General features: G+C 41.4%; 16 protein-coding genes. 7 read left to right on the top strand and 9 right to left on the bottom strand.

What is annotated here, in order from left to right; translation table 11 throughout:
- Window positions 1-16: 16 nt before the first annotated feature.
- Complete coding sequence (locus L1068_RS16095; RefSeq protein ID WP_237131066.1) at window positions 17-334, bottom strand: DUF4144 domain-containing protein; 318 nt, start codon at window positions 332-334, stop codon at window positions 17-19.
- 66 nt (window positions 335-400) lie between these two features.
- Here L1068_RS16095 and L1068_RS16090 point away from each other — a divergent pair, with 66 nt between their 5' ends.
- The 6 genes from L1068_RS16090 (at window position 401) to L1068_RS16065 (ending at window position 5,214) form a co-directional block, all read left to right on the top strand.
- Window positions 401-799 (top strand): GntR family transcriptional regulator, encoded by a 399-nt coding sequence (locus tag L1068_RS16090; protein WP_237131065.1) that lies wholly within the window; start codon window positions 401-403, stop codon window positions 797-799.
- Window positions 800-801: 2 nt separating this feature from the next.
- Window positions 802-1,689, top strand: a complete 888-nt coding sequence (locus tag L1068_RS16085) for an ABC transporter ATP-binding protein (RefSeq protein WP_237131064.1) — start codon at window positions 802-804, stop codon at window positions 1,687-1,689.
- On the top strand, window positions 1,676-2,947 hold the full coding sequence (locus L1068_RS16080; RefSeq protein WP_237131063.1) for a hypothetical protein: 1,272 nt from the start codon (window positions 1,676-1,678) through the stop codon (window positions 2,945-2,947). The genes L1068_RS16085 and L1068_RS16080 overlap by 14 nt, the downstream gene beginning before the upstream one ends.
- 149 nt (window positions 2,948-3,096) lie before the next feature.
- Entirely contained in the window at window positions 3,097-3,804 is a 708-nt protein-coding gene (locus tag L1068_RS16075) for a transporter substrate-binding domain-containing protein (RefSeq protein ID WP_237131062.1), read from the top strand.
- 9 nt (window positions 3,805-3,813) lie between these two features.
- Complete coding sequence (locus L1068_RS16070) at window positions 3,814-4,713, top strand: prenyltransferase (RefSeq protein ID WP_237131061.1); 900 nt, start codon at window positions 3,814-3,816, stop codon at window positions 4,711-4,713.
- A 6-nt stretch (window positions 4,714-4,719) separates the two neighbouring features.
- Complete coding sequence (locus L1068_RS16065) at window positions 4,720-5,214, top strand: YcxB family protein (protein ID WP_054979375.1); 495 nt, start codon at window positions 4,720-4,722, stop codon at window positions 5,212-5,214.
- Between the two features lie 29 nt (window positions 5,215-5,243).
- Here L1068_RS16065 and L1068_RS16060 read toward each other — a convergent pair whose 3' ends face one another.
- From L1068_RS16060 to L1068_RS16045, 4 genes are all read right to left on the bottom strand, one after another.
- Window positions 5,244-6,329, bottom strand: coding sequence for a GGDEF domain-containing protein (locus L1068_RS16060; RefSeq protein ID WP_237131060.1), 1,086 nt, complete (start codon window positions 6,327-6,329; stop codon window positions 5,244-5,246).
- A 125-nt stretch (window positions 6,330-6,454) separates the two neighbouring features.
- Window positions 6,455-7,762: an alpha/beta fold hydrolase gene (locus L1068_RS16055; protein ID WP_237131059.1), complete on the bottom strand. Its 1,308-nt coding sequence runs from the start codon at window positions 7,760-7,762 to the stop codon at window positions 6,455-6,457.
- A 129-nt stretch (window positions 7,763-7,891) separates the two neighbouring features.
- Window positions 7,892-8,482, bottom strand: coding sequence for a DUF938 domain-containing protein (locus L1068_RS16050; protein ID WP_237131058.1), 591 nt, complete (start codon window positions 8,480-8,482; stop codon window positions 7,892-7,894).
- A gap of 1 nt (window position 8,483) precedes the next feature.
- Window positions 8,484-10,559, bottom strand: coding sequence for a S9 family peptidase (locus L1068_RS16045; RefSeq protein ID WP_237131057.1), 2,076 nt, complete (start codon window positions 10,557-10,559; stop codon window positions 8,484-8,486).
- A 172-nt stretch (window positions 10,560-10,731) separates the two neighbouring features.
- Between L1068_RS16045 and L1068_RS16040 the strand changes: the two genes are divergently transcribed.
- A complete protein-coding gene (locus tag L1068_RS16040) occupies window positions 10,732-13,251 on the top strand; it encodes a zinc-dependent metalloprotease (protein ID WP_237131056.1) in 2,520 nt (839 codons plus the stop codon).
- A 63-nt stretch (window positions 13,252-13,314) separates the two neighbouring features.
- Here the strand turns inward: L1068_RS16040 and nadE are convergent, their stop codons facing one another.
- The 4 genes from nadE to atpD form a co-directional block, all read right to left on the bottom strand.
- On the bottom strand, window positions 13,315-14,145 hold the full coding sequence (nadE, locus tag L1068_RS16035) for an ammonia-dependent NAD(+) synthetase (protein ID WP_237131055.1): 831 nt from the start codon (window positions 14,143-14,145) through the stop codon (window positions 13,315-13,317).
- 15 nt (window positions 14,146-14,160) lie between these two features.
- A complete protein-coding gene (locus L1068_RS16030; protein ID WP_237131054.1) occupies window positions 14,161-14,808 on the bottom strand; it encodes a DUF480 domain-containing protein in 648 nt (215 codons plus the stop codon).
- Between the two features lie 110 nt (window positions 14,809-14,918).
- Entirely contained in the window at window positions 14,919-15,335 is a 417-nt protein-coding gene (locus L1068_RS16025) for a F0F1 ATP synthase subunit epsilon (protein ID WP_237131053.1), read from the bottom strand.
- Between the two features lie 13 nt (window positions 15,336-15,348).
- On the bottom strand, window positions 15,349-16,734 hold the full coding sequence (gene atpD / locus L1068_RS16020; RefSeq protein ID WP_054979385.1) for a F0F1 ATP synthase subunit beta: 1,386 nt from the start codon (window positions 16,732-16,734) through the stop codon (window positions 15,349-15,351).
- Between the last annotated feature and the right edge of the window lie 15 nt (window positions 16,735-16,749).

Below are 16,749 nucleotides of genomic sequence, written 5' to 3'. Positions count from 1 at the left end.
CTCAGGTTAACTAGGCTTAATCGCTCTGTTTAACAAAGGCGAAGCCTTCTGCAAAACTGGCAAAGTGCATTTTAGTAATACAGCAATTTGCTAAAGCAAAGGCATGTTTTTGCAATAACAGCGTAAATTCTTCTAAGTTGAACGAATTTATCTGCAAAAGCTCGCTATTGCTGATAACACGATAGTAGTTTCCGCTGCTATCAATCACGCCGTCATTTATCACTAGACTGCCCAGTAAATCCTGCATCTGATGCTGGCTTTCAACATATTCCAATTCATCATCACCGCAATAATGGATCACTACAGGGTAGTTAAGCATTGCTATTAATTTCATTTTATTTATTGACTTAATTTTAAACTGTATTAGTGTATTAATACACCTATAAATTACTAATATACTATGAGCATAGATTTAATTCATGCAATTTACACCATAAATACCCAAGCATCGAGTGCGCTTTATCGTCAGGTGATGGAGCAAACCAAGCAGGGCATTCGTGCGGGATTGTTACAACCGGGTCAACAGTTGCCTTCGGTACGTGTAATGGCATCTAGCTTACAAGTAAACCCAATGACGATTTCTAAAGCATTCTCGCAATTAGAACAACAAGGTGTGCTGGAAAGGCGAAAAGGCATTGGCATGTTGGTTGCCGAGCAACACAACATTAGTAATTACAGTGATGCGCTGCTCACTCAGCGAGATCAATTTTTAACGTTAGCAAAGCAGCAAAAGCTTTCTGACGACGCGATTATAACCCTAGTACAAGATGCACTTTCTGCGCTAAGCAACAGGACGTAACTATGACTCAACCGATTATCACCATTGAAAAGGCCATCAAATCATACAAAAGCTTGCGCGTAATCGATAAACTGAATTGGCAAGTTAACGAAGGCGATATTGTTGGCTTACTTGGAAAAAATGCCGCCGGTAAAAGCACCTTATTAGAATCGATTATGGGCCTGCGCCAATTAGATCAAGGCACAATTAAACTATGGGGTTATGAATGGCATGAATTACCGCAGAGTAAAAAACAAAAAATTGGCTATGTAGCACAAACCAGTTCTGCGTTTGAATGGATGAAAGTAGCGCAATACATTGATTACATTAGTCAGTTTTTTCCATCGTGGGATAAAGCCTATTGCGAAACTTTGCTAAAGCGCTGGCGCATCAGCCATGATCAGGTAATTGGCAAGCTTTCTGGTGGCCAAAAACAAATGCTAGACGTGGTGCAGGCATTATCAATTCGCCCTGAACTGCTGATCTTAGACGAGCCTGTTGCACACCTTGATCCCAATATGCGCCGCGCCTTTTTAAAAGAAGTGATCGATTTGTGCTGTGAGCACGGCACTACGGTGATTTTCTCAACTCATATTGTGTCTGACTTAGAACGCATCGCCAATCGCGTTGCGGTACTGCAATTTGGTGTGATCCGCCACTACTACGAGCTTGATGCGCTCAAGGCAAGCATTGCCAAACTTAGCTTTACGAATAAATCAAAAGTTAACCTGCTGGAAAAAGACACGTCGATTAGCAGAATTCAACAATTTGGTGACACAACCAACACTTGCATTATTGCACCATTGAATAAGCCGATAGACGAGTGGTGTGCTTTTTACGATATTGATGCCACGATTCTGCCAATCAACCTAGAAGACTGGTATTTGGAGGTGGCAAATGAGTTTGTTTAAATCAAACGCGTGGATTTTAATGCGCAGTGGCACAGTAACACTGCCATTTATGCTTGTGCTTTCAGTCGTATTTAATGTGTTGTGGCTGCAAAAATCGCTCGATCCAAGCACCTTTCGCTATGTAAAAACCTATTTGCTAATAACCTGTTTACCATCACTATTTTTTGGCTTTTTGCTGGGAATTGGGTTGGCAAAACTAAAAACGCATTACCTATGGGCTGTAAATACGCTTTACCGTTTCTCAATATTAAAAAGCGCACTTATTTTAGCGGTGATTGGTGCATTACTAGTGAGTTCTTTTATTACATTGAGCAGTGAGCTTTCACTGCATTACATTTTAATACCGGTTAGCTTTTCGATTATTGGACTACTAGTAAACTCGAGCGGCTCAGTTGTACACAATATTTTGCGTAACTTGTTTAGCTCATCCCTATTAATTTTAATGATGTTTGAAGCAACGCATGAAATAACCCAAATAATCATTTTTTTAACCGCTTGCTACGCAATCTATAACGCCTTTCAGTCACCAACTGGCAGAACTAAACTCAGTAAAACTCTAGTACCAACTGACCGCCAATCAGTCATTTGGTGGAATCAAAAATTAGCTACTTTTACCGCTAAATTTAAAAAGTCATTTAACAAAGATATTGCGTGGGCAGTATGTTACCCACAAACGAAAATTGGTTATTTAGGTGGCTATTTTGCTGCGATTTTTGGCTTTTTATTTGCCACCACAGATAACGAAGTACTTATAAACTTTATGTTGTTATCGCTCGTGCTCGGGTGCCAATTTCCGGTTTACCAAGAGTTCAACCAACTTAAACATCAAATAAAATCAATAGCTCACTGTTTTGACAGCACTAGTCAGTTGATCAAACACATTATTTACGCATTTGATAAAGTGGTATTGCGTAATACAGTGCTTATTTTTGCTGCAATGTTTGCCATCACTTTATTTAAGCAAGATGCGCAAGAAGCAATGAAAATCGCCTTTTTAACCGTATTTGCAACAACAATGTTTTTAGCGTTTGCGCCTTTATTAATCGTGTACTTTTCAGGCTGTATAAATCTAAAGAATATCGCTCTTTTTGCAGTGATTTGTGTATTAGAAGTCGGTGTGTTTGGACTAGTACATTACACCAGTGAGCAGCTTAGTATTTATTTGATTTGTATTTTGGTTGCCTTGATTACTATTCCAATGCGGTATTTCACGCAACAATTGGCGATGCGCCAACCACTTGAAAGAATTACCAATTAACTTGTACTAGGTCAAAGATGATTGAATAAAATGCATTGTTCTATGTAATTCAATAAGCTAGAGTAAAACAAAAGTAGTAATTATGTAGTGCAGTGCCGTTCTTTCGATTTTTAAATATAAAAATTAGTTTAGCTTTTGTTGCGATTTGTTTGCTTATCACGCAACACCTTGCGGCTGCTGAAAAAACGCACCCAATCACTTACTACACCGAGCTTTACCCGCCTTCAAGTTATTATTACAACGACCAATTAATCGGCTTATCGGTCGATTTATTAAAATTCATTTGGCACGATCAAGGTATCGCCGAGCAACCCATATTAGTTGTGCCCTGGGCACGTGGCTATAAAGAAGTTAGCGATAAACCAAATACCGCATTATTTGCCATGTCTAAAACACCTGATCGTGCAGCAAAATTTAAATGGGTAGGGCCGTTATTTACCGCTGAGTATTACATTATTGCGCAGCCGAACACCGGCTTGTTTATTACAGATATTACCCAAGTTTATGATAAATCTATTGCGGTTATTCGAAATGACGTAACGCAAAGTCTTATCTACGAAACTGATTTTCCACGTCAACAAATAATCGCAGCTAAAAGCATGGATGATGCGCTAGCCTTGTTTAAAGCAGAGCGTGTCGACTTATTAGCTATTTCACGCTCAGGATTAAACGCTGCTATAAAACAAAGAAAGCTTGGCAGCAATCTATTTCAGCGTATTCTATTGCTTAAGGTGATTGATGATTACATTGCCTTTAGTAAAGATACACCCGATGAAATAGTTGAAGCATTTCAAGCGAGTTTAGATAAATTGAAAAATCAGCATCTCGCGCTTAAGGAAGAATATAAACTTAATTAGGAATGAGCCATGAATAAATACATAGCCGCGCTGCCCGCAATTCGCCCACCGTTTTTAACGCTAGCGCCGCTGTCGTGTTTAGTTGGACTCGCATACTGTGCTTATCAAGGCATAACTATTGATATGTTCGATGCGCTACTAAGCGTGCTTGGCGCAATACTCGCAGCAATTGCGGTGAATACCATCAATGAATATCAAGATTTTCAAAGTGGTTTAGATTTAAACACCACGCCAACACCTTTTAGCGGTGGCAGCGGTTTATTAAAGCAAAATCCAACTCTCGCCCCGATAGTTAAGCGGTATGCTGTTGGCTCTGTAATTGCGGTGATATTAATTGGTGTACTTTTTATTTTTCGCATTGGCGCTGCGCTAGTTCCAATTGGTTTACTTGGCCTATTGATAGTAGTGAGTTATACCAAGGTGCTTAATAAACACCCTTGGCTATGTTTTATTGCACCGGGTATCGGCTTTGCTATTCTAATGCCTGTTGGCGCATATTTAGTGCAAACGGGTAATATTAGTTACTCATTAGTCGCGATTAGTTTAGTGCCGTTTTTAATCACCAACAATCTGCTGTTAATAAACCAACTACCCGACATAGTCGCCGACAAAAGCGTTGGCCGCAAACATATCGCTATTTACTATGGCGTTAACGTTGCTCGCTGGGTTTTTGCGCTGTCATTGTTTTCGGCATTTGCTGGCGTAGTGTGTTTAGTAATGATTGGCCTACTGCCTAAGCTTGCGTTAATCGCTTTACTGCCTCTCGGACTTTGTTTGCTTTCCTTGGTATACTTGTTCCGATTAGGTGATAACATAGCACAGCATTTACCTGCGATGGGCATGGTAGCTGCTGCGGCAAACCTAACGCCATTAATGTTATCTCTCGCTTTATTTATGAGTAAAAGTTAAATACCAATGACCATTAGTTACCAATTCACGCTCGACAAAGCATACCTTGAAGAGTGTTTTGACGAATCACTGCCACACAGCCCTCACCAAACACCAAAATACGGCTTTGCCGGCAGCTTTATTGGCATTGGAATGGGCCTTATTATCTTTACCGATATTGGTGGTGTAGCACCTTACATTATGGTTGGTTTAGGCATTTTAGAATTTATTAGTTTCTACTATCGCCGTCCTTGGTGGCTTACGCGCCAGATGTGGAGCAGGGCATCTAACTCGACTGTCACAATCACCCTAAATGAAGATGGCATTGAAAGTAAAAACCCCTATACCGAGTCACTGCTTGAATGGGATCAGATCAAAGAAATCATTCACACACCAAAAGGCATGCTGTTTGTTAATTACAAAGGCCAACAAACTTATCTTTCAAAAGCATTTATGCCAGCAGACAGCGAAAGCTACATTGAAAAGCAGATTGCAGTTTACAAGGTGAAAATAACGCGATAACACAGCACTTGCTGTGTTATCCTTTGGTGCTAAAGCGTCGCGACACGGTTGCGACCACTTCGTTTGGCGCTATATAAGGCCTCGTCAGCTTGTTTTACCGCATTGTAAAAGGCAACCACTGAATGTACTTCTGCCACGCCAAAACTGGCAGTTAGCGCTAAGTTCTCGCCACTTTCCAAATTAACCGGATGATCTTCAATATTCTTTCTTAGTTTTTCTGCGATTTGCACAGCTTGACGCATCGATGCGTGGGGCAAGCAGATAATAAATTCTTCACCGCCGTAGCGCGCTACTACATCTGAATAGCGTAATTGATTTTGCATTAATTTAGCTATGTGCATCAGTGTTTTATCACCAATATCGTGACCATAATTATCATTTACGGCTTTAAAGCGGTCGATATCACACATAATCACCGCCATGGGCAGCAATTCCGTGGTATTTTTTTCCATTTTGGTTAAGAAAATCGCATCAATAAATCGACGATTTGGCAAACCCGTTAACGCATCGGTATTGGCTTTTTGTTTTTGATTATAGGTAATATTAGTTATGGCTTGATGACTTTTATCGCGAAAATATTCACTAATAAATGCAAAAAATACCACTAGTGAAAAGCCCGATAAAAATCGCGATTTTTCAACATGGCCATAATTTGCTTGGCCAAAATCTGGGCCATATAACTGAAAAACAATGGCACTTAACGCAAGTGCTGTAAGCAATAATCCGGACCGAACACCCAACATAGTAAATACCACAACTGGATAAAACATAATCCAATAAAGCGCAGTGTTTTCCTTACCGCCGGTGTAAACCAATAAAATACTTAGTAGCAAGACTGTAAGCGCAATGCCAATACTGCAATATTTAAGTTGTCGAGTACTAAAGTAAATCACCACATTAATAAATACGGCAATGAGTGCGCCCAACAAAGTAATGCTCAAAAGCCACGGGTAAGTTTGAAAATTCGCTAACAACAACCCTGAAAACACTACCAAAGCGATACCAGACATTGCCAAAAACGAAAAAACTCGGCGTTTTAGTTCAGCGCTGTGTAAGCCATCTACTTCAATAAAGCTTCGCCATAGGTCGGTTGTATGAGAGTTATTTTGCTGCATCTTTTATTTTTTATATTTATTGTTTTAGAAGTTAACTAAGTACATTCGAGTACCGAACAGCTAGCACTAAGTTTAATGTAGACTTGGTAAAAAGCTAATCTTGCGCAATACCAAGCCGCATAACCTTATTTAGCTAAAAACAGTGCGAGTTCGTTAGTTAATTCAGAATAATAAGGGTTGTAACTTAAACGTTGAAAAAGCACATGCTTTTGCCCTGCAAGCGGTGTTTTTTCTGAGGCTGGAATATTAGGCGTTACTTTGCAAGCATTGTATTTTTCTGCGTCCGCCAAGTAATGGCCGCAGTTTCGATATACTGCATGCTCACCATAATGGATATTGCTTGGCGCATTTGGAATTGCAGTATGAGCCATTTGTAGTTGGTCATCACACTTTGGCATACACTGAGGTGTTACTAGTTTTACATTTTCAAATGCGCTCAGCTGATTTGCGTTGTCACGTTCGCCGTAATAAACCAAAGTGAGTGGTGTAGGGGTTTTACGCTGCCACTGGAGCAGTAAATCAAGAGTCGCGGCAGTATCAATCGTCATATCATGCTCAGGCACGGCAACAAACATAGGTATATTGTGCGTAATATGACGTTTTTTCAGTGGATACACATCGCTCATTAAATGATGTACTTGTGCACCAGCATTAATCGGAAATGATTCATACTTGGCAAAATCAACATCTGCGTCTTTATCAAGCCAATTTAAAAAAGGCACATAATCAATGTACTGCGCAAGCCACGACATTGAATTTTTGGCCTTTGTTGCTGGCGCAAACAACATTACACCAGACAATTTCGGGCTCAGAGACTTTCGCGTAAGCATATAATCTAAAATAAGACCAGCACCCGTTGAGAAGCCGCCTAAATATACCTGCTCAAAATCATTAAGTGATTGTTCAATCGCAAATGCACTCAGTGCGCGCCAATCGTTGTAATCTACATAGCGTAAATGTTCTGCTGCAGTGCCGTGACCTGGCAGCAATACAGTACGCACATTAAATCCTTGCTGGTGGTAAAACGCGGACAAATCATGAAAACTATACGGCGAATCGGTTAAACCATGGATTAGCAGCACCACTTTATCGCTATTTGCGTGCGTTAACTGATACGGTTTTACTAAATCAGTAATGGTTGGTGCGCTGATATTTTGCTGGTTTAAAACATAGTTATTAACTGGACAGGGTATATTTGCACGGGGATTGAGCGCTGTTATTTGCTGCTCGGTTTGCACTAAATAATCTTCGAAATTAAGGTCAGATAAATCAAGTACTTTAGCAACATCGGATTTAGCTAAAAACCGATAGCTACCCTCGCTAATTGACTGGTTGATTAACTTAACGTCTGCACTTTGAGATAAGCAATTTGCAAAGCTACTAGCATTTATAAAAAATAGTAAACTACCTAATATTTTGAATACGTTACTCATCAAACCAACCTTTAGGTTTTTATTGGAATAACAAAATACTACCTCAATTTACAACATAAGCTGATCTAAAATTATCTAATAACTTATACGAATGTAAACAATGTGTGGGAATACGCTTTATGGGAAACGTTAATAACGCTTAATAAACTCTAGCAAACGGTTGTTTGCTGGCATTTCATGATCGGTAATCAATTCAAGACCCGCTTTTACAGCAAGTTGGCAGATCCATTCAAAATCTCGAATACCACGGGTGTTGTCTTTCACTTTTAACCATTGATCAAACTCTGCATTTGACGGTGATGTAAACTCACCATGGTAGTTAAATGGTCCATAAATACACAGCGTGCCATTTTGCGCTAAAAAGCGATTCACTTTTTCAAAAAACGCTTCAACAAGTTGAGGGCTAACGATATGCAAGGTATTGGCGGTAAACATGCCATCGTATTGTGCTATTTGCCAAGGCTCTGCAATATCAAGTGCTAGCGGCGGCAATAAGTTAGGTGATGGAAAGGCATCAAGCCATGCCATCATACCTTGATGATTTGCTAAAACATCGCTGGTTTGCCAACTAAGGTGAGCAAGTGCAGGGGCAAAATACACCGCGTGTTGGCCACTGCCTGAACCTATCTCTAAAACACTGGTTGTATTAGAAAATGCCGATTTAATAATGGATAAAATCGGATCTTTATTATTCTCACAGGCTTTAGAGTAGGGCTGCATACTATTTCTCTGAAAGTAACGAAAGGAAGAAAGCAAGTACTAGCGCTCGCTCTTTTAAGCTTTTAAAACGCCCAGATGCGCCACCGTGACCGCTATCCATATCGGTTTTAAATAATAGTAAGTTATTATCTGTTTTGTACTCACGTAACTTAGCAACCCATTTCATCGGTTCCCAATACTGAACTTGCGAGTCATGAAAACCGGTGGTTACTAAAATATTCGGGTAGTCTTGTGCGCTAATATTATCGTATGGCGAATACGCTTTAATCCATTCATAGGCATCGCGTTCATTTGGATTGCCCCACTCATCATATTCATTAGTCGTTAGTGGAATGCTTTCATCTAACATGGTGGTTAACACATCTAAGAAAGGAACGGTGCAATCAATACCTAAATAAAGCTCTGGCGCTTGGTTAACCACAGCGCCCATTAATAAACCACCAGCGCTGCCGCCCGAAGCAAACACTTTATCTTTAGCACCGTAGCCACTTTCAACCAGCGCTCGGGTTACATCGATAAAATCATTAAAACTATTTTGCTTATGTTGCATTTTACCTTGCTCGTACCATTCGCGACCAAGCATTTCAGAGCCTCGAACATGCGAGATAGCATAAACAAATCCTCTATCAAGCAAGCTTAGATTATGCGCCGAAAAGTTAGGGTCGATGGTAATGCCATAAGCGCCATAACCATATTGGTACAGCGGATTTGTGCCATCTTGTTTAAACATGTCTTTGCGGTAAACCAGCGATACTGGAATATCGACACCATCGCGGCTAGTGATCATCAAGCGCTCAGCTTGATAATTAGCTGCATCAAATTCACCTAAGACTTTTTGCTGCTTCAATACACGTTTTTCACCCGTATTAAGGTCAAACTCAAATAAGCTGCTCGGTGTCGTTAAGCTCGAATAAAAAATGCGCGCTTTATCGGTATTTGGCTCAGGGTTATCGCCAATGCCAGCATAGAAACACGGATCATCAAACGCAAGGGCAAAACTGTCGCCATTATTTGGGTAGATAACAAAACGAATTTGGCCCAATTCGCGCTCTGTCACGACTTTAAACTGAGTAAATAACTCAACACCTTCAACCAGTACATTAGTACGGTGCGCCACAAACGATTGCCACAGTGATTTGTCTTGAATAGTTTGCGCGGTAGCAGTAAAAATGCAAAAGTTCTTCGCCTGCCAGTTGGAATAAATAACGTATTCGTCGCCCAACTTATCAATATCGTAAATATGGTTTTCTTCACGAGGAATTAAGCGTTTAAACTCGCCAAGTGGGTTGTTGGCATCAAGCACTAAGCAATCGGTAGTTTCGGTAGCGGCAAGATCTATCATTAGTAGACTATCGTCACGGCTTTTGCCAAGTCCCATGTAAAAACTGTGATCATCTTCTTCATAAACCAGCACATCATCATTTTGTGATGTACCCAGGACATGACGGTAGACTTGATAGCCCAGCAAGGTTTGTAAGTCCTTCCTTACATAAAATACTGTTTTATTATCATTGGCCCAAACAATTTGGCCTTCATTATTTTCAAGTACATCATCTAAATAGGTATTTGAATCAATATGCTTAAAACGTACGGTGTAAATACGGCGGCTATCGGTATCTTCTGAATACGCGAGTAATTCATCATTTGGGCTAATGCCAATTTCACCTAAGTCGTAAAACTCATGTTCACTAGCAAGCATATTCACATCTAATAAAAGGGTTTTATTGTCGCCAGTTGCGCTGGTGGCTCGGTAATGACGCGCATATTCTTCGTCACCAGTTACTTCACTGTGATACCAATAATCACCATCCTTTACCGGTACTGTGCTGTCATCTTTTTCAATGCGCCCTTTAAGCTCTTCAAACAATTCGGTTTGCAGTGTTTCACTTGGTTTTAATACTGCATCGCAATAGCTATTTTCAGCGATTAAGTGTTCAAGCACGGCTTGTTCAGCGCGTGCGTCATCGCGCATCCAGTAGTAGTTGTCTATGCGTTCTTGATTGTGTGAACGAAGTGTTTTTGCTGTTTTAGTCGCAATTGGTGCACTAGCTGTACGGTCTAAACGTAAAGTTGTCATGGAGTGAGCAGAAAACCCAAAATATTAGCGTTAGTAATAGCCGCAGTTTAGCAAAATTAAGCATCGTTAACATTAAGTTACTTTTTACGTTTTAAATCCATTTTTGCTTTGGGTAGACTCATTTATTGATAAAAACAAAAAATTTCACTTTAAAAGTACCAAGGGAAACACAATGAAATTAAAGCTACTTACACTTGCTGTAGCTCTAAGCTTCGCCACCAGCGGCGCAGCAATGGCAAAAGACGACAAGAAAAAAGACGAAAAGAAAGATAAAACACTCGCAGAAATGCTTGAGAAAAAAACCGCTTCTGAAGGGTTATTTAATCTTTATCAAGATAAGAAAACAGGCGAAACCATGATGGTGATTAGTGAGGCAAACTTAAACAAGCCTTACGTTTACTTTGCACATACGGTTGACGGTGTAATTGATGCAGGCCACGTACGTGGCTCTTACCGCGAAACCAAATTAATTGAGTTCCGCCGTCACTTTGATCGCATTGATATTATAAGCAAAACACCACGCTATAAGTTTGATCCTAATAATGCAATTGCCAAAGCAAGCGATGCAAATATCAGTGAAGCAGTACTTGCAAGCTTAAAAATCGAAAAAGAAGAAGACGGTAAATTTGCACTTAAAGTAGATAAACTGTTCAAGAGTGAAGCACTGCATAAGGTATCTCCTTGGAAACGCGCTGGTGATAAAAACGCTAAAAAGCGTTTTAACCCAGGTAAGCTAGACGACAAAAAATCGCGTATTCTTAGTAACCGTAATTACACAAACAACTTAGATGTTGTTGTTGATTATGTATTTAAAAATGCCAACCCAAGCGTACGCGGTACGCAATCAGTAACGGATCCACGCACGGTATCAATTAAAGTGCAGCACTCATTTATTGAATTGCCGCAAAACGATTACCAACCGCGTAAAGATGATTCACGCGTTGGCTACTTTGGTCAGCAATTTGATGATATGACGACTAGCGACTGGGCGCCATATCAAGATTACATTAACCGTTGGAATCTCGTTAAAAAAGATCCTAATGCCGCGATTTCTGAGCCTGTTGAGCCAATTACGTGGTGGATTGAAAACACCACACCTGTTGAATGGCGCGAAACAGTAAAAGAGGGTGTATTAGCATGGAACTTAGCATTTGAAAAAGCAGGTTTTAAAAACGCTATTGAAGTAAAAGTACAACCGGACGATGCAGATTGGGACGCAGGCGACATTAACTACAACGTATTGCGTTGGACCTCTTCACCACGTCCTCCATTTGGCGGTTACGGCCCATCACTTGCTAACCCGTTAACAGGCCAAATTTTAGGTTCTGACATAATGCTTGAATACGTGTTTATGAAAAACCGTTGGATGATGGACAGCTTATACAGCCAAGCGGCGTCATCAAACGCGCACAACCATGAGACCGCAAGCCAAGAAGGGTTACATTGCAGCCAAGGCCATGAATTACAACAGGGCATGATGTTAGCTAACTCGCTAGCAACAACCGATATCGAGAAGAAAGAAATTTTAGAGCAAGGCTTAAAGATGCTTATTCTTCACGAAGTAGGGCATACGCTGGGTCTTAACCACAATATGAAAGCATCTATTTTATGGGATGAGAAAGAAGTTCATGACAAAGCTAAAACGCAAGGCATTTTAACCGGTTCAGTGATGGACTACACGCCTGCGAACATTGCACCAAAAGGCATGACTCAAGGCGATTACTTCCAAGATAAGCCTGGCCCTTACGATGATTGGGCAATTGAGTATGGTTACTCACAAAGTTTAACTGATGCTACGGCAGAAGCGGCGCGTTTAGAATCAATTTTAAAACGTTCTAGCGAACACGGTTTAGCATTTGGTAATGATGCCGACGATATGCGCGCACCTGGTCGTCATATAGACCCTCGCGTAATGATTGGCGATATGTCATCAAACGCTGTGGCGTATGCTAAAGATCGTATGGAATTAGTAAACCAAACATTCGGTAAACTTGAGCAAACAGCGCTAAATGACGGTGAGTCGTATCAAGAGCTGCTGATCAAAGCAAATATGCTATTTGGTCAATACCGCGCTCAAGCAGGCGTTGTATCACGTTACATTGGTGGTGTTTACGTAGAGCGTGACAATGTTGGTAGCAATACACAACCTTACACGCCAGTGCCACTTGCTAAACAAAAAGAGGCGATGAACGTATTAACTGATCTAGTATTTGCACCAGATACACTATCAGCAATGGAACCTCTGCTTAACAAGATGCAACACCAGCGTCGCGGCTTTAGTCATTATGGTAAAAACGAAGATCCTAAATACCACGCGATGGTACTTCGCATGCAAAAGAATGTATTAGCTCAGCTATTACACCCAAATGTAATGACGCGTATTTCGGATACCACTAAATACGGTAACGAATACGATGTGAATAGCTTCTTAAATGACTTAACCGCTGCCGTTTTTGTTGATGCAAAGTCAGCGTCATCAGTAAGCCACAACGTACAAACTGAGTATGTGCAGTCGTTAATTAAAATTGCGGGTATCAACAAGCCATCAAAGCACGATAACTTGGCAAAAGCAGCCGCATTTAAGCAACTACAAGATATTCAAGGTGCAAGCCTATCTTGGGGCGCTTCAGATGCTGCGAAAGCACAAAAAGCCTATATTGATATGCTAATTGAGAAAGCATTAAAAGCGTAACGCTCTCTCGATAAAACAAAAAGGCGCTCATTTTGAGCGCCTTTCCTTTATAAATTATAAAGATTAATCATAAACTGTTGGGATTGGCTGACGCTTATGCTGGGTACGCTTATAAATCGCGATAAGCTTTTCTTCAACTTCATTCGATACTTCTTTGCCTTCTAAGAAGTCATCAATCTGATCATAGCTCACGCCAAGAGCATCTTCATCAGCAAGGCCTGGGCGCTCACACTCTAAATCAGCAGTTGGTGTTTTGGTTACCAGTAATTCTGGCGCACCAAGTGTTTTAGCTAACAAGCGGACTTGACGCTTAGACAGACCAAACAATGGCGCTAAGTCACATGCACCATCACCAAACTTAGTATAGAAACCTGTGATGTTTTCGGCACTGTGATCTGTGCCAACCACTAAACCTTGCGTTAACCCAGCAATTTCATATTGCGCTATCATGCGCTGACGCGCCTTTACGTTGCCTTTGGTAAAATCAATTGCACTTTGTGCTGGTGGCTCAATTCCTGCGCTCTCAAGGCCTGCTAGCGCTTCTGAATGCATACCATCGGTTGCAGGCTTAATATTGACTGTTACACGCTTTGATGGCTGAATAAAGTCGACAGCCAGTTGCGCTTCATCTTCATCTGCTTGCACACCATAAGGTAAACGCATGGCGATAAACTGGTATTTATCCGTTGCGTTTTCTTGGTTTAATTCATCAATCGCCAACTGACACAGTTTGCCACACGTTGATGAGTCAACACCACCAGAGATGCCAAGCACTAAACTGCGTGTACCTGACTCCACCAGCTTAGATTTAATAAAAGCAATTCGACGTGTAATTTCTGCTTGTGGATCGATTGAAGGGAGTACCTTCATTTCAGCCATGATTTCAGCGCGCACTGTTTATCTCCAATGTTATAAACCTAGATGTGATTTTATCTCTGCAAGTTCGCTGCGTAATTGAGCGACTTCTAATCTTAATTGTGCCATTTCATCACTTTGATGGCTAGCCACAACCGTCGATTGCGCATTCGAATTCACTGCTGTTAGTTCAGAAATATCGGCATCACCAAATAAATGCATAAAACGTGATTCGCGTTTACCTGGTTCGCGCTCCAACTTCACAACATATTCTTGTTCCGCTAATGCGTTAAGGGCACTTTCTACTTCCATTACATTGCTAAACTCCGCTAAACGGTTAGAACGCGTTCTAAGCTCGCCAGGCGTTTGTGCACCGCGTACCAACATTAAGCAAACAATCGCCTTTTGCTGATCGGTTAGCTTTATAGAACCGAACTCTGTATTACAAAAGCGGTGGGCATATTTACTAACGCGACCCGACAACCCTTCATCAACAGTCACTAAGCGTTTTGCAACAAGTGAATCTAAACCATCTTGCACATCTGACTCAGATAAACCTAATACTGGATCTCGATTAGACTTTTGATTGCATGCGTTAGTGAGCCCATTGAGCGAAAGAGGGTACTGATCTGGCGTGGTTTGTTGTTTTTCCAGTAAGCAGCCAATAATGCGTTGTTCGACTGGCGTTAAATTGAGTTCCATCTTACTTCCTTGAGTAACAAGTTGTGATTCTTATATACCTCAATTTAGAAAATGAAAAAACAAAAAACCCGCCAATTGGCGGGTTTTTTACTAAACCATATGAGGTTTGATTACTTCTTACGAGACTGAAGTACTTTGATCTGCGCAATCGCTTTTGAAAGCTCAATTGCCGCTTCAGCATAGTTGAAGTCTGCAGCAGATGCGTTCGCCATGTGCTCTTCAGCTTGACGCTTCGCTTCTAATGCAGTTGCTTCATCTAAGTCTTCTGCACGTGTTGCAACGTCTGAAAGAACGGTTACAGTGCCAGGTTGTACTTCTAATGTACCGCCTGCAATGTAAATCATTTCTTCTTCGCCGTTTTGCTTAACAAAGTTAACCATACCTGGCTTTAGGGGTGTTAGTAGTGGTGCGTGGCCATGTAAAATACCTAGCTCACCTTCACTACCTGATACTTGAAGTGATTCAACGCGACCAGAGAAAATAGTCTCTTCTGCGCTTACTACGTCAAGATGTATAGTCATTGCCATAACAGCCCCCTAATTACATGTCTTTGGCTTTTTCGATCGCTTCGTCGATTGAACCAACCATGTAGAACGCTTGCTCTGGAAGATCGTCATAGTCACCGCCTAGGATGCCTTTGAAGCCCTCAAGAGTATCTTTCAGTGATACGTATTTACCAGGTGCACCTGTGAATACCTCAGCTACGAAGAACGGCTGAGATAGGAAACGCTGGATCTTACGAGCACGTGATACAACTTGCTTATCTTCATCAGATAGCTCGTCCATACCTAGGATTGCGATGATGTCTTTAAGTTCTTTATAACGCTGAAGAACTGTTTGAACACCACGTGCAACGTCATAGTGCTCTTGACCGATTACTAATGGGTCAAGCTGACGAGATGATGAATCAAGTGGATCGATCGCTGGGTAAATACCGAGTGACGCGATATCACGAGAAAGTACAACTGTCGCATCTAAGTGAGCGAACGTAGTCGCTGGAGATGGATCCGTTAAGTCATCCGCAGGTACATATACTGCTTGGATAGACGTGATTGAACCAGTCTTAGTTGATGCGATACGCTCCTGAAGTACACCCATTTCTTCAGCTAGTGTAGGCTGGTAACCTACCGCTGATGGCATACGACCTAGAAGTGCTGATACTTCTGTACCCGCTAGTGTGTAACGGTAGATGTTATCAACGAAGAAAAGTACGTCGCGACCTTCGTCACGGAACTTCTCAGCCATTGTAAGACCTGTAAGAGCAACACGTAGACGGTTACCCGGTGGCTCGTTCATCTGACCGTAAACAAGCGATACTTTATCAAGTACGTTTGATTCGTTCATTTCATGGTAGAAGTCATTACCCTCACGAGTACGCTCACCAACACCTGCGAATACTGAGTAACCGCTGTGCTCGATTGCGATGTTACGGATAAGTTCCATCATGTTTACTGTTTTACCAACACCCGCACCACCGAAAAGACCAACTTTACCACCTTTAGCGAATGGACATACAAGGTCGATTACCTTGATACCAGTCTCTAAAAGTTCAACTGAGCTGCTCTGATCTTCGTAGCTTGGTGCTTCACGGTGGATAGAGTAACGCTCTTCTTCACCGATTGGACCCGCTTCATCAATTGGGTCACCAAGTACGTTCATGATACGACCTAGTGTCGCTGTACCAACTGGAACCTTGATAGGCTCGCCAGTTGTGTCTACTTCAGTACCACGACGTAAACCGTCTGTAGTACCTAGTGCGATACCACGTACCACACCGCCGCCAAGCTGCTGTTGAACTTCTAAAGTCAAACCAGCAAGCTCACCGCTTGTTACTTTTAGTGCGTCATATACGGCTGGCACGTTGTCTTGTGGAAACTCGATGTCCACAACGGCGCCGATAATTTGGACGACCTTACCTAAACTCATGTCTATTCCTCTCGT

It is taken from the genome of Pseudoalteromonas sp. MMG024 (assembly GCF_021654175.1).
GTDB lineage: Bacteria > Pseudomonadota > Gammaproteobacteria > Enterobacterales > Alteromonadaceae > Pseudoalteromonas.
This window is presented reverse-complemented; position numbering and strand designations above follow the sequence as displayed.